Here is a 21,189-nt window from a genome sequence, read left to right on the forward strand (position 1 = left end):
TAATTCTTAAAATCCAATATTAACACCGAATAATATACTTCTAGATTGAGGATAAGTTCCAAAATCAACGCCCATGTTTGGACCATTTGCATCGCTCACATTTACCTCTGGATCTAGACCAGAATAGTTAGTGAAAGTAAGCAAGTTGTAACCTGTTGCAAACAAGGTAATTTTGCTCATTTTTAATTTTTCTAAAACTGACTGACCAAAGCTGTAAGAGAGCGTAGCCGTTTTTAAACGTAAGTAGGAGGCATCTTCTACAAAGCGGCTAGACGTTAATGAATTTTCTGAACTGCTTCTTAGCGCTTTTGGAATATTGGTAATCTGGCCTGGGGTAGTCCATCTGTTCAATACCACAGCAGATTGATTTTTAGAATCAAACATTCCCTCTAAGTCAATTCTGGTTGCATTAAACAATTGGCTTCCTTGAACACCCTGGAAAAAGATATTCAAATTCCAATTCCCGTAAGTTAAATTATTGGTCACTCCGTAGATAAACTTAGGCTGAGCAGAACCGATAAAAGTTCTATCACCTGGATCAGCAGAACCAGTTACACCATTGTTATTCGTGTCAGCATACATCGCCGCACCGGTAGCTGGATTAACACCAGTAAATTGATATCCGTAAAAGCTTCCTAATGGCATTCCTGTAACCACTCTTACAGCTGCATCACGCTCATAAATACCCGCAAAATCCAACGATTGTGTTGTAGAACCTAAATCGGTAACCTTGTTACGGTTAAGTGAGAAGTTTAAATCGGTAGTCCATTTGAATTTTTCACGATCGAAGTTTTTGGTGGATAAAGTAAACTCTAAACCCTTATTTTCCATTGAGCCAACGTTATAAGCCTGGCTTCCAAAACCCGACGATGGAGGCAGTTGGACGTTGATCAATAAATCATTTGTCTTTTTCAAGTAAGCATCAGCGCTGAAAGTAATTCTGCTTTTAAACATGGTTAAATCCAAACCAATATTGGTTTGGGTCGTTTTTTCCCAAGTTAATGCATTATTAGCCGGATTTTGAAGATTGTATTCGCCTTGTGCATTTACGCTGTATAGTTTTAAGTAAGCGTAATCTCCAATACCTTCATCGTTACCCACTTTACCCCAACTACCACGAAGTTTTAAATCATCAATGGTTTTGCTTTCTTTCATAAAGTTTTCGCCAGAAATTCTCCATCCAGCAGAAACTGAAGGGAAATAACCGAAACGGTTTTCTTTAGCAAATCTTGATGAACCATCGGCCCTAAAATTTGAACTGAACAAGTATTTACTATCGTAAGCATAAGTTACACGTGCCAAATAAGATTGCTTGCTCCATTGCGCACGTTGTGGAATAGTTAAGGCTACGGATGGTGCTGTTGGATTGCCTGCTGCATCATAAAAGCGGGTAGATTCATTGTTGTTGTATTTCCAATCTGATGATTGAATCGTATAACCACCTGTTGCTGTGAAAGCATTTTTGCCTACATTCTTAGTGTAGTTTAAGATGTTTTCATTCAACCAAACACCTTCTCTAGTCGTGTTATCACGTACAACACCTCTTTCCTGGCGACCATAAGTAGTCAGGAAATTATCTGTAAAATAACGGTAGAAGTTTCTGTTATTATTAGTGCTGATAGTAGATTTCAAATATAAATCTTTAGTGAAATTCAATTGTGCACCGAAAGCTCCAATAAATCTAAAGTTTCTATTTCTGTTATCAGAACCGAATGCTAAAGCCAGAGGATTGTCCCAACCACCTGCATTCGGAATAGTAGTGTATTGACCGTTAGGTGCAAAAATACCAATGGTAGGAGGGGTTGTTAATGCACCCAAGATAACACCACCACGAGAAACACTGCTATTATCGCCAACATCGATAGAGTTGCTGGATGTCAATACTGCATTTCCGGTTAATTTTAACCAGGGCGTAATGTTTTGCGTACCGTTGAAGTTAGCCGTCAAACGATCTAATTTCGCTGGTGCAACAACACCCTGATCTTGCTGGTAGCCAGTAGAGAAATAGTATTGACCACTTTTAGTACCGCCAGAAAGTGAAACCTGATATTGATTTTGTTTGCCCGTTCCAAAGGTTTCTTTTTGCCAATCGGTATTATTGGTGCCTCCAAAAGAGGTGTAACCTAATTCTCTCATTAAACCAACGTATTGATCGCTGTTTAACACTTCTTGTTCTTGCCAGAAGTTAGAAAAACCTGTAAAAGCATTGAACGCTACTTTTAATTTACCTGCAGAACCTTTTTTGGTGGTAATCAAAACCACACCATTTGCACCGCTTGAACCATAAATGGCTGCAGCAGATGCGTCTTTCAAAATCGTCATCGACTCAATGTCGTTTGCATTTACAAAACTTGCATCTCTTGAAGTTACTCCGTCAATAACATATAGCGGGCTATTGGATGCAGTAATTGAAGTATTTCCCCTGATGCTGATGGAAATTCCTGCACCGGGTTTACCAGACTGAGAACTTACCTGTACACCAGCCGCACGACCTTGAATGGCTTGCAACGGGTTGGTAATTGGCTGATTTTCGAGATCTTTTGATGATACCGAAACAACAGCGGTGGTTAAATCTTTCTTTGTAGTAGTACCATAACCAATTACTACAACTTCGTTTAATTGTTGGTTATCATCAGATAACGTCACATTAATTGTTGTACGGTTATTTACTGTTTCTTCAACGGCTTTAAAACCGATAAAAGAAAATTCTAATGTTGAATTTTGTGGAGCAGATATGGTGTATGTTCCATTATCTGCGGTTGAAGCACCTTGGTTAGTTCCTTTAACTTTTACAGAAACTCCAGGCAGGGGCAGACCTTTTTGATCTTTTACCAGCCCTTTTATAGTTACATTCTGTGCCATACTCAAAGAGATTCCGCATAGAATACATACCATAAGCAATGTAAACTTTTTTCTCATAATTTTTGCTCTTGTTAATTGTTATAGGATGTAAAGTTACTACTCATTTAATGTTAAAAACAAGTTTTTGATAGATTAAATTTGATGTAAGTTACTGATAATTAGTTCTTTGTGTTGTTTTTGATACGCTTAAGTACCACAGTTAAAATTTAGGTTTTTGCATTGATTATCAGCACTTAAGCAATTAAACTAAGCATGCTGCCAGTGGGAAAATGATACGCTTAAATACCTTAACTATTTGTTAAGATTTTGTTGCTAATCCAGCTTGAAAATAGCGGAATTCGATGTCGATTTACTCGATCACCAATTGGCTCCACCCATTTTTCCCACCTTTTTTTAGCGTTTTCTTACGGTCATCCATCACTTTTTTGATTCTGGTGCCAAACGTCCAGCAGGTGCTTTGCCTAATGGAAAGCAATTCGGAAAGCTTATGCGAGGAGATTTTTCCTTTTGAAGAATAGATCAGGAAGATCATGTAGAAGGCTTTATTGATCGGAATTCTTGTGTTGTGAAAAATGGTGTAAGTAGTAACCGATTCTTCATAGCCGCATTTGCTACAGCGGCGACTGTGTAAAATATGGCCGGAAAAATAATGGTCGTTACTGCATTTACGGCAATGATAGCCTTTGTTCCATTTCAGTTCCGCTAAAAATTGGTAACAGGTTTCCTTGTCAGGATAGATCTTGCTGAATTCCTCAAAGTCGACCTCGGTATTCATCACCCGATCACGCGTTACTTTCTCTACACTGGTTTGAAGTTCTTCATTATCCTGTTCCAGCAGTACGTTCATTCTCGAAATTTCTTCAGCCTGTTTTTGCAGTAAAGCGTTCGCTTCTTCTAAAGCCTGGTTTTTACTCTCGATAATGATCGATTTATGGTAAACCTCCCGCGTGCGTTCTTCTACTTTGGTTTCTAGTTCCTGGTTAACAGTGTCTTTCAACTTTGCATTAATTGCCATCTGTTTGATGATTTTCTGCTGTGCTTTATCTTTCTTTAGCTTCAGCAATCGAACTTTATCGCCAATGGCAAACGATAGAAAAACCATTTCCAATACGAAACAAAAGCTCAAACTATAATAGCTTACTACTCCAAAGTTCAGCCAGCTAAAACCTAGCATGATCAGAAATTTCATTGCAAAGCCAAGAAACAAAAAGGTATAGCCCAATACAAAAAAACGTGCTGGCTGATAACCATTTTTATAAATGTAGATACCAGTAAAAAATGCAACAGCCAATGGAATAGCCTCGATAAATTTGAAGCTGAAAAGCGTTTGGTCGAAGAGGTAACAGTAAGCAAAAAAGATTAACCGAACTACAATTACACCAACAATGAGCTGATTTAATTTCGGTGCTTTGGCTTTAACAAACAACAATTCTCGTGTAAATAATAAGGCAAAAATGCTGGTTGCACATAGTGCGAACGCATAAGCCACCTGATTCCACACCGGAGAATTTGGCCATAAGTACTGATAGGCAATGCCATCACTGCTCATTTCGAAAAAGCCAACACTTAAATTATAAAGAACATAATATAAATACTGTTTCTGCCGAATGGCGATAAACATAATGAGGTTATAAAAGCTAAAGACCAAAATCATCCCATAAAATATTCCAAAATAGAAATATTCATCCAGGGCATAAGATATAAACCATTCGGCTGATCTTAACACGATAATTACGTCCGCAATCTGGGAAGAACTGATCTTGAAATAATAAACTTGAGCGTCGTTACCCTCATTTTGAACGGGGATTTCAAAATTTTTATGGTGGATCAGGCGTTTATTAAAAGCGTTTGCATCACCAAGAATTTCGATTTTATAACGCTGATCGCTTTGAGGGATATATGCCGTAATCTGATCAATCGTTTGATCGAAAAATTCTAACAAAAATGGCTTCCTTGCCTTTTCATTGTTCTTGATTTTAATCCTGAACCAATAAGTTTTGTTTAGATTTTTAGTTTGTGGTGTGCTGGATATGCTTCCTTTGAATTTTTGATCGAAATTTTTACTTTTTATCTGTTCAAACGTAAACTCGTTTTTTGCATCTTCAAAAAATTCTATTTCGTTAAACGTGAATATATGCTGCGGAATGCTGTCATTTACCTCCACAATTTTTTGCGCTTTTAATCCGGAAATGGCCAGCAGCAAAGTGGTAAAGGATAATAAAAATATTTTCTTCAGAAACGATAATTGCATTAATACAAAGGTAACGATTTGCTTAAGCAGTTAGCAATAAGCGTATCAGTGCAATTTCATTTTAAAAAATAAGAGAAATGCTTGTGCCTTTATTTTCTTCAGATTGAATTTCGACTTCAATATTGTGAAATTTGGCTATACTTTGTACAATTGCCAAGCCTAAGCCGAAACCATTCTCCTCCGTATTTCCCCGTTTAAAGCGGTCGAAGGCATTTGTCAATAGTTCTTTATTCATGCCCACGCCGCCATCACTTATGGTCAGTTTGTAATGATGCTGCACAGTTTGCCCTGTAATGTTGATGAAACTGCCGGCCACATTATATTTTATTGCATTATTAATTAGGTTGTTCAATAATATATGGATGAGTGCTTTATTCCCCAAAAACTTGAAATCTTTTGTAATGGATAAATCATAGCGGATGTTCTTATCTAAAATTCTATCTTCCAGATCTTCATAAATATCATTTATCTCTTGTTTCAGACTAATTTCTTCAGTTTTCAAATATTGATTATTCTCCACTTTGGATATCAATAGCAGACTGTTGATAATAACCTTTAATCTATTTAGCGTTTTCAGGGAAGCGTAAATTTTGTTTTCATGCTCTTCCGGAATATCTGGTGTATTTAGCATATTCTCGAAACGAGTGCTTAAAACAGAGATTGGGGTCAATAATTCATGAGAAACATTGGCTATAAACTGCTTTTCTAGTGCAAACAGCGTACTAATTTTTCTCATCAAAGAATTTATACTATTGTCTAAAATTTTAAAATCATCCGTGCTGGTTGGAATGTTATCGTAATTGTAATGAGCAGGGTCGTTAACGAGGTTTATCTTTTTATCGATAATGGTATAAAAAGGTTTCAGCAAATAATTGGAAAAGAAATAATCGGTCATTAAAGTGATGATTAACGCAGCGAACAAAACCATCAACATATAAAATCTAATGGTATTTTTAATCGACGAGAGCGCAGTCATCGATTCGCCGATCTCTAAATTGTACCAATTGGTGTGGTATGAAAATTTATAATTGAGAATTCTGTATACCTCAACATCGCCTTCAATTTCACGTTTTTCAGTAATAATTGTAGCTGAAGCTTTTTTTTGATTATCAGATATATCTGTTAAAACGATGAATTCTTCTTTTAAAATATTATAATCTGTAAACGATTGTTCTTTGTTTAGCAGGCTGTCAATCTCGTTTTCGTTGAGGTGCTCAATAATTCGATTCTTCTTTTTTACTAACCGGTTATCAAGTTGGTTAAAGGCAATGTTATCTAGGGAGAATAGTATAATCCCTCCCAATACCACAATGATTGCAATTTTAGTGATGGCATTATACAAAGAAAACTTAACCTGTAACTTCATTTGGTTGGTTCAAATAGTTCAATGACTCATTTGTTTCATTGGTGTACTTGTGGAATAGGCTTCAAATATGCTTCAAACTTCCTTCGTCGAATTTCACTCTTCCGACTTGATCAACAATTGATCCTATAACCGATACTTCTCACGGTTTCAAACCAATCTATCGGGCTAATCGCAGTCAGCTTTTTTCTTAGGTTTTTTACATGCACATCCACAAAGTTCGAATCAGAATTGACTTCTAAAATATCGCCCCAAACATGCTCAGTTAAACTCATCCTTGAAACTACCCGATTTTTATTTAGCACCAGATAATTGAAAATTTCGAATTCCTTTTTGGTGAGGTTTAGCCTTTCTTCGCCAAAAGAGACCGTTCTATTTTGAATATTCAGCAAGAAATCGTGAATGTTGATTTCATTTTTTTCTAACTTGTGCTTTCTCCGGGTAATGGCATGCATGCGGGCTAATAGCTCATTCAGCGAGAAGGGCTTTGGTAAATAATCATCTGCCCCTTCATCTAAACCTTTAATGCGGTCGTCTACTGCGCTTCTGGCGGTCAAAATTATCACTGCGTCATCACGGTCTTTTAACCCTTTTAACTGTTTTAAAACCTCAAAACCATCACCATCAGGCAAGCCTAAGTCAAGTAAAATGAAGTCATAATTGTTTACAAAAATCTTTTCCTCGGCGGAGGACTTTTTCCAGGCATGCTCTACAATGAAACCCTCTTTGCTTAGAAATTCATCCATTTCGAGCGCCAGGCCTTTTTCATCTTCAACTATGAGTACGTTCATATGAGTATTAAGTATTTAGTAGCAAGTATCAAGATTGGGTGTAAAGAATATATGTTTTATTGCTTTCGAATTTACAAGTCAGTTTTAAACCAAGTTTTTTCTTTGATCATTAAGCTTTAGTTTTTCAGCTCAACAACTAAGTTAATATTTTTTAAAATGATCTGGCAGGCTTCTTCTATTTCCTCTTTGGTGATGATCAAAGGAGGAGCGATGCGCATGGAGTTGCTGCAATGTAAAAACCAATCCGATAATATGCCATCTAAAATACAGGCATCTATAATTTTTTTGTTGATTTCGAAGCTTTCAAATTCTACCGCAAGCATTAAACCTTTGCCTCTTATTTCTTTAATAGCTTTATGTTTCAGCAACGACTTAAAAAGTTGACCCTTTTCTTCTACTGTCTCTACTATATTATTGTCTACCAATGTTCTTAAGGTAGCCAAGCCCGCTGCACAGCAAACCGGATGGCCGCCAAAGGTTGTCATGTGGCCTAATATTGGTGTGTGCGATAGTACCGACATGATTTCCAACGAACTGATGAATGCAGCAATGGGCATTCCCCCACCAATTCCTTTGGCTAAAAGTAAAACATCAGGAACAACATTATAATGTTCGAAAGCAAACATTTTTCCGCTTCTGCCAAAACCAGATTGAATTTCATCGAAAATCAACAGCGTTTTGGTTTCGGTACATTTTGCTCTTAATGCCAGCATGTAACTTAAATCGGCAACGCGAATTCCAGCCTCACCCTGAATGGGTTCTATAAAAACAGCGGCTATTTCTTCTGTTATTTTATCAAGATTAGCTAAGTTATTGTGTTCAATGAAACTTACATTTGGTAAAAACGGTCCATATCCTGAAGAGTAGAAATCGCTTTCCATTAAACTTTCAGCTCCTTGTGTACTGCCATGATAAGCATTTTTACAGGCAATAAATCCAGTCCTGCCCGTATAACGTTTAGCCAATTTCATGGCGCCCTCAACCGCTTCTGTTCCTGAATTTAAAAAGTAAGTACAGCTTAAACTTGGGGGTAAAATATCGGCTAATGCCTTTGCAAAATTTACCTGTGGCGTTTGTATATATTCTCCATACACCATTAAGTGCATATAGGTTTCGGCTTGCTTTTGTATGGCTTTAACCACCGCTGGATGGCAATGGCCCACATTACTTACGCCAATACCGGCAATAAGATCGAGGTGTTTTTTATCAGATGAATCGTAAATATACACGCCTTTAGCCCTTACAAATTCGAGCATTAAAGGTTCTGGAGAGGTTTGTGCATTGTGTTGTAAAAACAACTGACGTTGGGTAAGCATGGCACAAAAGTACGGATTTGCAGTAGGCTTTAGAACAAAAAAAGACTTGCATTTAAGCAAGTCTTTCAATTAGTTTCTCGGTCCGCCTTTAAAGCGATTGAGCAATTCTCGCTTGAAGCCTTCCTGAGCTCTGTAAAATTTTCCAACCACTTTGATCGGTAGATTAGACTTTAAACGGTTGTAGTATTTTTTATCAAGGTTAAGATCTCTTTGTTTAAAATCAAACTCGCTGGTAATTAAACTTTGTACCTGGGCGTCGCTTAAATTGTCAATTTCAGTAGTTTTCCTGTAAGAGATCATTTTTTGCATCCTTTCCTTACGTAAAGCATTTTGCTCTGCTTGCATATCGTTATAAATCGGCCAGAATATTTTAGCTTCTTCTGGCGATAAATCAAGTTTTTGGGTAAAAAAGGCAATTTTCAATGATTCTATCTCCTCATTTTTTGGCCTTTGTGCCAAAAGGGTAGTGGGTAATAAAAACATTAAAGCAACGAATAATAAATTCTTCATTTCTAATTAATTATTTAATTCATGAGTTAAATCACTCGAAGAGAAATTACTCAATATATAGTTTTCCATTTCTGTATCTGAGGCAGAAGTAGTTTTTGAAGCTGTCGTATTTTGTGCTTCTAAATGTTCAATAATTGTACTTTCATCTATGTCATACAACATTTGCTCGCTTGCAAAATCGGCCGGTTGGGTTTGAGCAACAGGAATAGAACTGCTGTTTTGATAAAAGTAAGCACCAAATGAAGCAATTAAAACGAAGCAGGCTGCACTTGCATATTTAACCAGGCTTCTTCTCCAAAGCGGAACAATTTTCGCAGTTTTTTGTGGTGCTTCAGCTGCAATTTTATCCGAAATTCTGTTTTGTAAAGTGTCAAAATAATTTTCGGGGACAGCGAAGGTGTTTGCTGCTTTGGGCAGTTCCGTTAATCTGATATTTGTTTCAATACGTTCCGTTAAATCTTCAAAGTAATCCTGCGGAACTGCAAAGTCGCGATTATTGGCCTTTTCTTTCAATCCATCTAAAAAAATGTTTGAATGCACTATCTCCTCTACACTATTGAAATAGTTATTCGGAACAGTAAAAGGATTCTTTTTGCCCCTTGCTGCTAAGCTTGGTGCATCCTTTTTCCAATCGTTATCTTCTATATTTTCGTTCATCACAGATATATGATTGAATTAAGATGAAAAGGTTTAAAAATCAATTTCATCATTTGTGATAATCGCTTCAATTTTTTTTGCTGCGATATGAAATGATGCTTTTAAGGCGCCAACTGACGTGCCTAAAACTTCCGAAATTTCTTCATATTTCATATCATCAAAATATTTCATGTTGAAAATGATCCGTTGTTTTTCGGGAAGGGTAAGAATAGCTTTTTGTAGCTTAAGCTCCAATTTATCACCATTAAAATAGGAAGAGGCAACCAGATTATCAGCCAATTCCGATGATACTTCATCCAATGGCGTGTTGTTTCTTTGCTTTTGCTTATTTAAAAATGTAATGGATTCATTGGTAGCGATGCGATAGATCCAGGTATAAAGTTGAGAATCACTTCTAAATTTATCGAGGTTTTTCCAAACCTTTACGAAAACTTCCTGTAATAGATCATCACAATCATCGTGGTTGAGCACTAACCTGCGAATGTGCCAATAAATTTTCTGCTGATATTTTTTTAATAACAAGTTAAAAGCTTCATTTCGGGTTTTCTCGACGGCAAAAAGGGCAAGAATTTCTGAATCTTCAACTTGTTTCATCTATTTTTCTAGGAGAGGTTTTTTTTGAAGGAAGGTAAGAATTGTATAAGAGGAAATGGTAAATAGGAAATAGAAGTAGGGAATAGGTGTTCAGAAATTACGCTGCATTAGCAGATTATCTATTTCCTGTTCCCCATTCTCTATTTCCTTTTTTATACTAAAAACATTATGCTTTTTTTCTGCCGATTACTTTTTGAACCGCTTCAACAATGTTTACAGCATCTAAGCCATATTTCGACATCAATTGATCTGGTGTTCCGCTTTCGCCGAAAGTATCGTTCGTAGCTACAAATTCCTGTGGTGTAGGTAATTCAGTAGTCAATAAGCGGGCAACACTTTCGCCCAAACCACCAAATTTATTGTGCTCCTCGCAAGTCACCACGCAACCTGTTTTCTTTACTGATTTTAAGATCGCTTCATCATCCAAAGGTTTAATGGTGTGGATATTGATAATTTCCGCATCGATACCTAATTCTGCTAATTTTTCACCAGCTTCGATTGCTTTCCAAACCATGTGGCCAGTTGCAATAATGGTTACATCAGTTCCTTCGTTAACCATCCAGGCTTTACCAATCTCAAATTTTTGATCAGGATCTGTAAATACTGGAATTACCGGGCGACCGAAACGCAAGTAAACAGGACCTTCATATTCCGCTATGGCCATAGTTGCCGCTTTGGTCTGGTTATAATCGCAAGGATTGATTACTACCATGCCTGGCAACATTTTCATTAAACCGATGTCTTCTAAAATTTGGTGTGTTGCACCATCTTCACCCAAAGTTAAACCAGCGTGAGATGCACAAATTTTAACGTTTTTATTAGAATAAGCTACCGATTGACGGATCTGATCGTAAACACGACCTGTAGAAAAGTTAGCGAAAGTTCCGGTAAAAGGAATTTTGCCGCCAATTGTCATACCTGCTGCTATACCAATCATGTTTGCTTCGGCAATACCAACCTGAGTAAAACGCTCTGGAAAATCTTTGATAAAAGCATCCATTTTAAGCGATCCGACTAAATCAGCACACAATGCTACAACGTTTTCGTTCTTTTTTCCTGCCTCATGTAAGCCAGCACCAAATCCCGAACGTGTATCTTTTTTTTCTGTATAAGTGTATTTTTTCATTATATCTTAGATATGAGATTTTAGACATCAGATATGAGACTTACATCTCACAACTCACATCTCCAATCTGATTTAATAATCCCCTAAAGTTTCTGGTAATTGCGCTAAAGCTGAAGCCAATTGCTCATCATTTGGAGCCGTACCATGCCATTTATGTGAGCCAACCATATAATCTACACCTGCACCCATTTGCGTGCTCATTAAATTTAAAATTGGTTTGCCTTTTCCGGTTAATGTTTTTGCATAATGTAAACCTTCAACAATGGCTTGCATATCGTTACCATCAGTATTAATTACATGCCATCCAAAAGCTTCGAATTTTGCTTGTAAATCATCTAAAGCCAAAACTTTACTTGTTGGTCCGTCAATTTGCTGGCCATTGTAATCTACCGAAGCAATTAAATGATCAACTTTGTTGAAAGGGGCAAACATCGCAGCTTCCCAGTTTTGTCCTTCTTGCAATTCGCCATCACCTAATAAAGCAAAAATGTGAGAATGATCACCGTTTAGTTTCTTAGCTAAGGCAGCGCCAATAGCCACTGATAAACCCTGACCTAATGAACCCGAAGCGATGCGGATTCCTGGTAGATGCTCATGTGTGGTTGGGTGACCTTGCAATCTTGAATCTAATTTACGGAAAGTAGCCAATTCACTTTTATCGAAATAACCAGCGTGTGCCAAGGTACTGTACCAAACTGGTGAAATATGTCCGTTAGATAGGAAGAATAAATCTTCTCCTTTACCTTCCATCGTGAAGTCTGTTTTGTGGTTCAATACTTCAAAATATAAAGCGGTAAAAAAATCTGCACATCCTAGCGAAGCGCCCGGATGGCCAGATTGGCAGCCGTGAACCATTCTTACGATATCTCTTCTGATTTGCGAGGCAATATCTTCTAGCTCTTTTATTGTATGTTTCATTAAAATAAGAGGTTGTTGTTACATAGCAAAGTTAATATTTTAACTGCTATATCATAATTAGTTATTGATTAAATCGAGTACTTGCTGAGTAGCGTTTTTAGTGTCAACTTTTTTGATGATGTGGGTAATTTTGCCATCGCCATCAATAATGAAAGTAGTGCGAACCGTACCCATGTATTTTTTGCCATACATGTTTTTTTCTGCCCAAACGCCATAATCAGTTACAATTTTCTGATCAGTATCTGCCAGTAAAGTAAAAGGCAGGTTGTGTTTAGTTACAAATTTTTGGTGCGATTTTTCGTCATCAACACTTACACCCAAAACCACAATTCCCTTAGCTTGCAAACCCTGGTAATTGTCTCTAAAATCGCAGGCTTCGGCTGTGCAGCCAGGTGTATCGTCTTTCGGATAAAAATACAGTACCACTGTTTTGCCTTGGTAATCGCTCAACGAAACCGCGGTTCCGTTTTGATCTTTGGATGTAATTGAAGGTGCTTGATCGCCTTCCTTTAATTCGGCCATATATAAATGATTTTAGATGTAAACTGACTATTTTGAGATTGCAATTTAAACAGTTTAACCTGTTATAGTGTTCAATGAATGTTAAAAGATGACATTATTAGGGTTCAGATTTTTGATTTAGCCGGAAATTCACTTATTAATTCTTTGTTTTGGAGCGCAATTCTGTACGTTAAACCTCCATTCTTCCCGTGTTGCGCTTGTACGCTTCGCATCGTCGGTGCCCTACTTGCTGCAGTGTACCGCTGTACCCGGGGCTAAGTGGCTAAATAGATGCTATTTTGAATGTGTTGGACTGCAAAATTGTATTGGTCAAACATCAAATTCAAAGAAGATTGATGCGGCTATCTGAAAAATGAAATGGCATAACGCTTCACATTATCTTTCCCGTCTGTTACCACCAACTCAAGAGTGTGTTTGCCAGATGCTGTTCTATCATCAAAGCTATGCCATAGGGTTGCTGTTTTTGTATCAAATTCCATTAAAACCCATTTGCCATCAATGTAGCCGCTAAAACTTTTTATTCCAGAAAGATTATCACTGATTTTGAAAGTCATTTTTGATAACCCCGCCATACTTTTTCCATCGGCTATATTAGTAGGGACAATTCTGGGCGCAATGGTATCAACAGCAATATAAAAACTGCCGAAATTCTTTGGTGTCGCCTTTAAGTACCCGTTATCGAACGAGCCGCCTTGTGATGAACCACCTGTGCTTACTATTAAAGCTTTATCACGTAAATATTCGGGAAGGGCATCGGCTTTTATCCATAAATTAAACCCAATATGTAGCGGGGTAAATCTATTATGAATTTGATGTATGGCAGAATAAGCGTTTCCAGCTGGTTTAGGCAATTTTTTATACACAAAATTTAAGTCATTATATAAAGTGCCTTGCGGAATAACCACTTTGATTTCATCGCTATTAAATTCACTGGCTTTGTTATAAGGAAAATTTAAACCCGCCGGGATAACAGGAGCAGCGAGAGAAGCTGTTCCAGCATTTACCGTAAAAGGCAATATTGATGCGTTTCCTTTTGAATCGGTTATGATATATCGGAGCTGGTGGGTTGCGCCATCGTTAAAGTTAATTCTTCCGCTATTCACCAACCCGCTATAAATTTTCAGGGGATTGCCAGGGTCGACAAAACTTTTTTGAATACTTCTTTTCGTATTGATATAAGTTGGATAATCGATGTGTGAATTAATCGCTTTGCTGTTCTCAAAAGAAAAACGTTCTAAGGCAGACGTATAAATCATTTTGCCGTCAAGCTCCAGTTGGATAGAATAAACACCATTTGTACCAGATAAACCATTGTGCCTGTCCGTTACCACAACGCCAAAACCAACTTCGCCGGTTAAACTAACCTGAGCAATTGCTTTGTAACTGCCAGCTGCACCACTAATGCCAATGGCTTGTTTCGGCGTAAATTCGTTAAAAGTTTTTCCATTTAAACGGTAAACATATAAACCATGAATTACCGGCGGGATATTATCAGGAATGTTAATGCCGAAAAATTGTGGGTTTATGGTTTCTTCTGTTTTGGTATCTCTAATTTCAAAATGTAAATGCGGCCCTCCAGAACTGCCCCGATTACCTGACCAAGCAATTACTTCGCCCTTACGAACAGGAATAAGTGTGGCTTCAGGAAACTCATCAATTTCGAATGATTTTTTTTCGTATTCCAAATCTTTTACAATGGTTGCTATTTTTGGAGAAAAGCGTTGTAAGTGGCCATAAACAGTGGTAAAACCATTTGGATGATTGATGTAAAGCGCCAAGCCGAAGCCACTATTTTGAACCCTAAGGCGGGAAATGTACCCATCTGCAACCGCATAAACCGGATACCCTTCGCGTTGATTTGTCCGGAAGTCGATGCCAGAGTGAAAATGGTTGCCACGAATTTCTCCAAATGATCCCGCCAGGGCAGGAGGAATAATATCCAAAGGCTGTCGAAAATCGGTTATTGGGTATTTATTGGTGCTAAATATTTGTTGCGCCTGTGCAAAATGAGCTAATAAAGAAAAATAAATAAGGAAAGAGGCATTGAACAAGTTACGGATCGGGATTTTTATCATTCTTTATTTTACATCAAAATTCAACAGTTGCTTGTCTTCTAACCATGCTTCCAGTTTATCGCCCTGATTAATTTTTCCTACCCCCTCAGGCGTGCCGGTAAAAATTAAATCGCCTTTTTTTAAGGTAATGTATTGTGAAACAAAACTGATTATCTTTTCAAACGAGAAGAGTAAATCTTTGGTATATCCTTTCTGACGAGTTTCGCCATTAATCTTCAACTCGAAGTTTAAATCATATAAATTTTCGAAATCAGATTTGGGGAAGAAGATACTGATGGGGGCGGAGCTATCGAAACTTTTTGCAAGTTCCCATGGCAAGCCTTTTTCTTTGTGCTTACTTTGAATATCTCTCGCTGTGAAATCAATACCTAAACCAATTTCGTCATAATAATTTGCCGCAAACTTTTCAGCGATATGTTTGCCCTCTTTACAGATTTTCAACACCACTTCTAATTCATAATGAACATCGTTAGAAAATTCTGGCAAATAAAAAGGTTTATTATCCTTCAATAACGCCGTATCGGGTTTCATAAAAATTACGGGCGTTGTAGGAATGGGATTATTTAATTCTTTTGCATGTTCGGCATAATTGCGACCAATAGCGATGATTTTCATACTAGATTAATTTTATGAGGTATTTTTCGGAAATGGTTCCCGAAGAGTCAAAAATAGAAAAGAAATTGTGCTTATAAAACAGAGATGCGTTTTACCTGGCTTTCTGAACCCGCCATTACTCTTAAAAAATAGATGCCAGCATTTAATCGGCTCGGGATATTAAAGGTTCTGGTTTGTTCACCAGCATTCAGCCTCTCATTGGCAAGCGTAACCACTTCATTGCCCAATAAATCAATAATTTTAACCGTGGTCTGGGTGCCGTCTTTTCCTATTGATAAAATAATATTAAGCTGATCTTCAACAGGGTTAGGATAAATTTTAACTATGGTGAGTAATTTATCTTTCGTTGCAGCAATATTTGTAGGCTTTGCGCTTCCAGAATAAGTGTTGAACATTCCTGAAGTACCTAAGGTTCCAAACAATGGTCGGTAAGGCTGAATATTCGCTTTAATCTCCGGAACTCTGCTTGTTTTTTTGACTCTGTTTTTTAAGCTAATATGAATACTATCAGCTTGTTGGGCCCAAGAATTAACATTGGACAACAAAGCGATGCATAAAATGCATGCAAGTTTTGTGAGCAACGTTAGTGGGTAGAGTTTCATCAAATTTGTTAAGCAAATGTATTAATTAAAAACAAAGAAATTAAACATTTTATGGTTCTGTTATAATTTAACACAATTTAACAATTAATTTTGTTTTTCATAGTGTGAAAATTACACAATATTATGGTTGTTAATTTGTTATAGTTAGTTTACTTTTGACGCACTAAAAATATCAACGAAGTGTCAGATCATAAAAATGTCAACGCGTTAACGGCCGGAGGAGTTCTGGTAAGTTTGGGAATTGTGTTCGGCGATATCGGTACATCACCATTGTACACGCTCAAAGCAATTTTTAAATCAGTATTTGATGCAGGGCAACCCATCAGTTCGGATGTCGTATTGGGTGCACTTTCATGCATCATCTGGACTTTGACGCTCCAGACCACCATAAAATATGTAATTATAACCTTAAGGGCCGATAATAGAGGTGAAGGCGGAATTTTCTCACTTTATTCTTTAGTTCGCAAAAAAGCTAAATGGTTGGTTATTCCTGCAATTATCGGAGGTGCCGCTTTGTTGGCAGATGGAATGATTACACCGAGTATTACGGTAACTTCGGCCATTGAAGGTTTAAAACTAAACTTCCCAACGGTTCCGGTATTGCCGATTGTAATCGGGATTATTACTCTACTGTTCGTTATTCAGCAATTTGGAACCAATTTAGTGGGTAAGCTTTTCGGACCTATCATGTTTTTTTGGTTTGCCGCATTGGGCATCACAGGTATATCTCATGTGATGGATGATCCATCTGTGTTTAAGGCACTAAATCCTTACTACGCTATTCATTTACTTGTTACCAATCCAAGTGCGTTGGTGATTTTGGGTGGAGTATTCCTATGTACCACAGGTGCTGAGGCACTTTATAGCGATTTAGGTCATTGTGGTAAAGATAATATTCGCATCAGTTGGATCTTTGTAAAACTAACCCTGATTTTGAATTATTTGGGTCAGGGAGCGTGGGTACTAAGCCACCCGAATTATAATCCTAGAAATCCGTTGGAAAATCCTTTCTTCCAATTGGTACCACAAAATCTCGTTATTTATATGGTTATTCTGGCGACGACAGCGGCTGTAATTGCCTCGCAAGCCATGATTTCTGGTTCATTTACATTAATTTCTGAAGCAGTAAGGTTGAACCTTTGGCCAAAAGTTAAAATCAACTATCCTAGTGTTCAAAAAGGACAATTATATGTGCCATCTATCAACTGGTTACTTTGTATCGGCTGTATTTTAATTGTGCTTTATTTCAAAAGATCCGATGATATGGAGGGTGCTTATGGCTTAGCTATTAATCTTACCTTCTTGATGACAACGGTTTTAGTAGCGGTTTATATGCTGCGGAAAAAGTTTCCCAAATACTTGATCATTATTTTCGTCGGGGTTTACACTATTATTGAACTGACATTCTTAGTAGGTAACATGGCTAAGTTTGTTCATGGTGGATGGGTAACGCTGTTGATTAGTTGCGGTTTACTAAGTGTGATGTGGACTTGGTACAACTCTCGCAAGATTAAAAACCGTTTTGTTAAATACGTAGAAATTGAAGATTACTACCAGATATTGAGTGAGTTGAGTAATGATGAAACGGTTCCAAAGTACTCCTCACAATTGGTTTACCTCACCAGTGCAAATTTTAAAACAGAGATAGAATCAAAAATCATTTACTCTATCATTCAAAAGGAACCAAAACGTGCCGATGTTTATTGGTTGGTTCACGTAGATGTTATGGACGAGCCTTATACTTTAGATTATAAAGTGGAATTCTTGATTCCCGGAAAGCTTATTCGTATTGATTTCCGCTTAGGTTTCAGGATAGAGCAAAGGGTAAATTTGCTGTACCGTAAAGTGGTTGAAGAGCTGGTGAAAAATGGAGAAATTGATATCACGAGTCAATACAAATCTTTAAATAAGCATAAAATTGCAGGTGATTTTAGGTTCGTACTATTGGAGAAACACCTTTCTAAGTTTACAAAATTGAGTTTTTACGAAAGACAAATCATGGACTATTATTTTCTGTTAAAGAAAATGAGTTTATCAGAAGAACGAAGTTTTGGTTTGGATAGCAGCTATGTAGATGTAGAGAAAGTGCCTTTAATTTTTGTAACTCCTGACGATATTGAACTCAACAGATTACCGGTTTAACCCATGAGAACTGCAATTTTAATACTCGGTATTTGTCTTTTTATCTCCGGTCCGGCTGCTAAAATCTACCACCTTAAGTCTGGTAATACTTTTATGATTGCCTCTGCATTAGGATTAGTGATGATTACGGCACTGGCTTTTATTAAGAAAAAAGAAAATTAGAATTGATTCCTAATCAGATTAGAAACCTATTTTATTCAAACGAATGAAATGGGTTTTTTATTGAAATTTATCTTCATCCCATTTTTTAGGGTTGTTCAAAATATAATTGGAGATATTATTATAAGCATTTTCATCCCGGATTACATGTTCGTAGTAATTCCTCTGCCAGAATTTTCCCATAGTTTTGTTTTTTAGCTTGAACAGGTCTAAGCAAGAGTTAGAAACAATTGATTTATACGCTCCGACTATATCGGATATTGTCGGGGCAACCCTTGCGGTTGCCCTTGTTTCACTTTCTTTTTGGGCAACCGCAAGGGTTGCCCCGACAACTATTTCATCAGACAAAACTATTATTCCATGCATGTGATTCGGCATAATTTGAAAAACATCCAGCTCTAAATTCAAGAATCTTTCAGCTAAATTATGCCACTCATTGTATGCAATCATTCCGCAATCATTCAAAATCATCTCGCCGTCAGTTACTTTTCCAAATCTATGTAACCTATCTTCGCAACAAATTGTAATAAAATATGCTCCTGAGCTAGAATAATCAAATCCTTTTAACCTAATGGATCGGCGATGATGTAATAAAGGATCATAACCCATTAAACCTCTTGTGCCAACTTGCTATGCTTATATCCGTACGCGAAATAGACCACTAAGCCAACAACCAGCCAGATACCAAAACCAATCCAGTTGGAAATTCCCAATTCGCACATCATGTATAAGCAGCTTATAAGGCCTAGAACCGGAATCAGAGAAAGATTGTGTGTAATACAGTAATAGCAAATAATCAGACAAATGATCAAGAAGATCCACATCGGTATTTTGTGTTTGAAAAGGCTCCAGCCATTCTCATACTTTTTTTCGAATGAAATTTTAGAAGCGGAGATAAATTGTTCGTAACGATCTCCAGGTAATGCGCTCAAATAAGACTCAGCGTCAACTTTATCTGCAAGCATAATCTGTGGAGCCGCATTTTTTACAATTTCTTCTTTTACAATTTTTAGTTCTTCTCCGTTTAAGGAAGTCACGAAATTGACTGTGGTAACGGTTTTAGGAGAGTTTAAAAGGAATGCTTTTGTTTCCTTACCGTATTGTGTGAAGGCGAATGCTACTGCTGCAATAAAAGCAATTGGAACAATAAACTTGCTATTTACATAAGGGATTCTAAACTTGCCACGTTGCACATCCGGACGGTTTTGCAATACCAAAACCCCGGCACAAACCAATACAAAGGCAAATAAAGTTCCTATCGAACAGAGATCCGTTACAATGGTTAAGTTCATAAATAACGACGGAACAGCAACAACGAAGCCGACTACGATGGTCGCGAATGATGGGGTTTTGTATTTCGGGTGGATTTTTGAAAAAGACTTTGGTAACAATCCATCGCGACTCATGCTCATCCAAATACGTGGTTGCCCCATTTGAAACACTAACAGCACACTAGCCATTGCGAAAACAGCACTAACGGCAATGATGCCACTCATCAATTTTAAATTGATTTGATCAAAAACAAATGCCAGTGGATCGCCCACTGCAAGCGTATCAGATTTTACGATTCCTGTTAAAACCAGGGCAATAGCAACATATAAAATGGTACAAATGATAATAGCCCACATCATTCCACGGGGCAAATCACGTTGCGGATTTTTACATTCTTCGGCAGTTGTAGAAATTGCATCGAAACCGATATAAGCGAAGAAAACTGCAGAAACACCTTTCAAAACCCCCGAAACTCCGTTTGGCGCAAAAGGGTTCCAATTATTGGTGTCAACATAAAATATACCAACCGCAAGCACTAATAGAATCACAGCCAGCTTCACCACAACCATTGCGTTGCTGGCATTACGGCTTTCTTTCATTCCGCGGTAAATTAACCAGGTAATCAAAATAATGATTCCAAGGGCGGGAATGTCTGCAACCAGGTGGAAGCCTCCAATTTGTGGAGCGGTTAACCAGGCGTTATTCGCTAAAGCTGTAGCAGAATCCAAATCATTAAGATTTTTGCCTGCCGCCGATAAAGCTTCAGCAATTTTATGTCCGTTATAGGCACTCAAATAATCCATCGTTGCCCAATCCGGAACATGGATTCCGTGAATGTCTAAAAATGGTATTTTAATAGAAGAGAGTAATCCGGTAAAGTAATCAGACCAAGAAATGGCTACTGTGATATTTCCTATCGAGTATTCCATGATGAGCGACCAGCCAATTATCCAGGCCACCAACTCGCCAAATGCTACGTAAGAATAAGTGTATGCACTGCCCGACACCGGAACCATTGAAGCAAATTCTGCATAGGCGAAAGCCGCAAAACTACAAGCAACAGCGGTAAAAATAAACAAAAATATCACAGCCGGACCACCATCTGCACTGGCTTTACCAATGGTACTAAAAATACCAGCACCAATAATGGCCGCAATACCAAACGCAGTTAAATCTCGTACCCCTAATGTTTTATGAAGCGTATTTTCATGATCGCCATAGCCGCTTGCTGCATCTTTTAAAATTTTGGAGATAGATTTCTTTCTAAATAGCTTTTCGAACATTTTTGCCTGGTTGTTGTATTCTTCAAACTTAAAAAAATATCGGTTAAAAACGTTTAAAGCAAGATATAAATTTCTCTACATTCATTTTCAAATGATTTTTGGAGTAAAAGATGGTGCTTTAGTCTATAAAA

Annotated in this window: 18 protein-coding genes; 2 read left to right on the top strand and 16 right to left on the bottom strand. The window is 37.4% G+C overall.

Annotation, left to right across the window (positions count from 1 at the left end; genetic code table 11):
• Positions 1-6: 6 nt before the first annotated feature.
• The 14 genes from ACZZZK_RS18805 to ACZZZK_RS18870 all read right to left on the bottom strand — a co-directional run bounded on the left by ACZZZK_RS18805 (position 7) and on the right by ACZZZK_RS18870 (position 16,202).
• Positions 7-2,919, bottom strand: a complete 2,913-nt coding sequence (locus tag ACZZZK_RS18805) for a SusC/RagA family TonB-linked outer membrane protein (protein ID WP_463485469.1) — start codon at positions 2,917-2,919, stop codon at positions 7-9.
• Positions 2,920-3,211: 292 nt separating this feature from the next.
• Complete coding sequence (locus tag ACZZZK_RS18810) at positions 3,212-5,113, bottom strand: 7TM diverse intracellular signaling domain-containing protein (RefSeq protein ID WP_463485470.1); 1,902 nt, start codon at positions 5,111-5,113, stop codon at positions 3,212-3,214.
• Positions 5,114-5,174: 61 nt separating this feature from the next.
• Positions 5,175-6,479, bottom strand: coding sequence for a sensor histidine kinase (locus ACZZZK_RS18815; protein WP_463485471.1), 1,305 nt, complete (start codon positions 6,477-6,479; stop codon positions 5,175-5,177).
• A 110-nt stretch (positions 6,480-6,589) separates the two neighbouring features.
• A complete protein-coding gene (locus tag ACZZZK_RS18820) occupies positions 6,590-7,267 on the bottom strand; it encodes a response regulator transcription factor (RefSeq protein ID WP_265800950.1) in 678 nt (225 codons plus the stop codon).
• 116 nt (positions 7,268-7,383) lie between these two features.
• The gene (locus ACZZZK_RS18825) at positions 7,384-8,583 is read right to left on the bottom strand and encodes an aspartate aminotransferase family protein (protein ID WP_463485472.1); all 1,200 of its coding nucleotides are present in this window, start codon (positions 8,581-8,583) and stop codon (positions 7,384-7,386) included.
• A 69-nt stretch (positions 8,584-8,652) separates the two neighbouring features.
• Complete coding sequence (locus tag ACZZZK_RS18830; RefSeq protein WP_265800948.1) at positions 8,653-9,093, bottom strand: hypothetical protein; 441 nt, start codon at positions 9,091-9,093, stop codon at positions 8,653-8,655.
• A 6-nt stretch (positions 9,094-9,099) separates the two neighbouring features.
• Complete coding sequence (locus ACZZZK_RS18835; RefSeq protein ID WP_463485473.1) at positions 9,100-9,750, bottom strand: hypothetical protein; 651 nt, start codon at positions 9,748-9,750, stop codon at positions 9,100-9,102.
• Positions 9,751-9,783: 33 nt separating this feature from the next.
• A complete protein-coding gene (locus ACZZZK_RS18840; RefSeq protein WP_056851844.1) occupies positions 9,784-10,344 on the bottom strand; it encodes an RNA polymerase sigma factor in 561 nt (186 codons plus the stop codon).
• Positions 10,345-10,510: 166 nt separating this feature from the next.
• Complete coding sequence (locus tag ACZZZK_RS18845) at positions 10,511-11,470, bottom strand: transketolase family protein (protein ID WP_056851843.1); 960 nt, start codon at positions 11,468-11,470, stop codon at positions 10,511-10,513.
• Between the two features lie 72 nt (positions 11,471-11,542).
• Positions 11,543-12,388 (bottom strand): transketolase, encoded by an 846-nt coding sequence (locus ACZZZK_RS18850; RefSeq protein WP_056851842.1) that lies wholly within the window; start codon positions 12,386-12,388, stop codon positions 11,543-11,545.
• Between the two features lie 57 nt (positions 12,389-12,445).
• Positions 12,446-12,910 (bottom strand): thioredoxin-dependent thiol peroxidase, encoded by a 465-nt coding sequence (gene bcp, locus ACZZZK_RS18855; protein WP_463485474.1) that lies wholly within the window; start codon positions 12,908-12,910, stop codon positions 12,446-12,448.
• A gap of 341 nt (positions 12,911-13,251) precedes the next feature.
• Positions 13,252-14,985, bottom strand: coding sequence for a M23 family metallopeptidase (locus ACZZZK_RS18860; protein ID WP_463485475.1), 1,734 nt, complete (start codon positions 14,983-14,985; stop codon positions 13,252-13,254).
• Positions 14,986-14,988: 3 nt separating this feature from the next.
• Positions 14,989-15,600, bottom strand: a complete 612-nt coding sequence (locus tag ACZZZK_RS18865) for a fumarylacetoacetate hydrolase family protein (protein ID WP_463485476.1) — start codon at positions 15,598-15,600, stop codon at positions 14,989-14,991.
• Between the two features lie 71 nt (positions 15,601-15,671).
• Positions 15,672-16,202, bottom strand: coding sequence for a T9SS type A sorting domain-containing protein (locus ACZZZK_RS18870; protein ID WP_463485477.1), 531 nt, complete (start codon positions 16,200-16,202; stop codon positions 15,672-15,674).
• A 180-nt stretch (positions 16,203-16,382) separates the two neighbouring features.
• Here ACZZZK_RS18870 and ACZZZK_RS18875 point away from each other — a divergent pair, with 180 nt between their 5' ends.
• Positions 16,383-18,344, top strand: a complete 1,962-nt coding sequence (locus ACZZZK_RS18875) for a KUP/HAK/KT family potassium transporter (protein WP_265800939.1) — start codon at positions 16,383-16,385, stop codon at positions 18,342-18,344.
• Between the two features lie 3 nt (positions 18,345-18,347).
• Positions 18,348-18,506 carry a hypothetical protein gene (locus ACZZZK_RS18880; RefSeq protein ID WP_157255801.1) on the top strand — a complete coding sequence of 53 codons (159 nt, stop codon included), beginning with the start codon at positions 18,348-18,350 and terminating at the stop codon, positions 18,504-18,506.
• Between the two features lie 57 nt (positions 18,507-18,563).
• Here the strand turns inward: ACZZZK_RS18880 and ACZZZK_RS18885 are convergent, their stop codons facing one another.
• Both ACZZZK_RS18885 and ACZZZK_RS18890 read right to left on the bottom strand, forming a co-directional pair.
• Entirely contained in the window at positions 18,564-19,112 is a 549-nt protein-coding gene (locus ACZZZK_RS18885) for a transposase (protein ID WP_463485478.1), read from the bottom strand.
• A complete protein-coding gene (locus tag ACZZZK_RS18890; protein WP_463485479.1) occupies positions 19,112-21,058 on the bottom strand; it encodes an amino acid permease in 1,947 nt (648 codons plus the stop codon). The genes ACZZZK_RS18885 and ACZZZK_RS18890 overlap by 1 nt, the downstream gene beginning before the upstream one ends.
• Positions 21,059-21,189: the final 131 nt, after the last annotated feature.

It is taken from the genome of Pedobacter sp. AC163, from assembly GCF_979258665.1.

Coding starts and splice junctions, on each gene's coding strand:
- ACZZZK_RS18805 (WP_463485469.1), bottom strand. CDS start 2,919: ATGAGAAAAAAGTTTACATTGCTTATGGTATGTATTCTATGCGGAATC.
- ACZZZK_RS18810 (WP_463485470.1), bottom strand. CDS start 5,113: ATGCAATTATCGTTTCTGAAGAAAATATTTTTATTATCCTTTACCACT.
- ACZZZK_RS18815 (WP_463485471.1), bottom strand. CDS start 6,479: ATGAAGTTACAGGTTAAGTTTTCTTTGTATAATGCCATCACTAAAATT.
- ACZZZK_RS18820 (WP_265800950.1), bottom strand. CDS start 7,267: ATGAACGTACTCATAGTTGAAGATGAAAAAGGCCTGGCGCTCGAAATG.
- ACZZZK_RS18825 (WP_463485472.1), bottom strand. CDS start 8,583: ATGCTTACCCAACGTCAGTTGTTTTTACAACACAATGCACAAACCTCT.
- ACZZZK_RS18830 (WP_265800948.1), bottom strand. CDS start 9,093: ATGAAGAATTTATTATTCGTTGCTTTAATGTTTTTATTACCCACTACC.
- ACZZZK_RS18835 (WP_463485473.1), bottom strand. CDS start 9,750: ATGAACGAAAATATAGAAGATAACGATTGGAAAAAGGATGCACCAAGC.
- ACZZZK_RS18840 (WP_056851844.1), bottom strand. CDS start 10,344: ATGAAACAAGTTGAAGATTCAGAAATTCTTGCCCTTTTTGCCGTCGAG.
- ACZZZK_RS18845 (WP_056851843.1), bottom strand. CDS start 11,470: ATGAAAAAATACACTTATACAGAAAAAAAAGATACACGTTCGGGATTT.
- ACZZZK_RS18850 (WP_056851842.1), bottom strand. CDS start 12,388: ATGAAACATACAATAAAAGAGCTAGAAGATATTGCCTCGCAAATCAGA.
- bcp (WP_463485474.1), bottom strand. CDS start 12,910: ATGGCCGAATTAAAGGAAGGCGATCAAGCACCTTCAATTACATCCAAA.
- ACZZZK_RS18860 (WP_463485475.1), bottom strand. CDS start 14,985: ATGATAAAAATCCCGATCCGTAACTTGTTCAATGCCTCTTTCCTTATT.
- ACZZZK_RS18865 (WP_463485476.1), bottom strand. CDS start 15,600: ATGAAAATCATCGCTATTGGTCGCAATTATGCCGAACATGCAAAAGAA.
- ACZZZK_RS18870 (WP_463485477.1), bottom strand. CDS start 16,202: ATGAAACTCTACCCACTAACGTTGCTCACAAAACTTGCATGCATTTTA.
- ACZZZK_RS18880 (WP_157255801.1), top strand. CDS start 18,348: ATGAGAACTGCAATTTTAATACTCGGTATTTGTCTTTTTATCTCCGGT.
- ACZZZK_RS18885 (WP_463485478.1), bottom strand. CDS start 19,112: ATGGGTTATGATCCTTTATTACATCATCGCCGATCCATTAGGTTAAAA.
- ACZZZK_RS18890 (WP_463485479.1), bottom strand. CDS start 21,058: ATGTTCGAAAAGCTATTTAGAAAGAAATCTATCTCCAAAATTTTAAAA.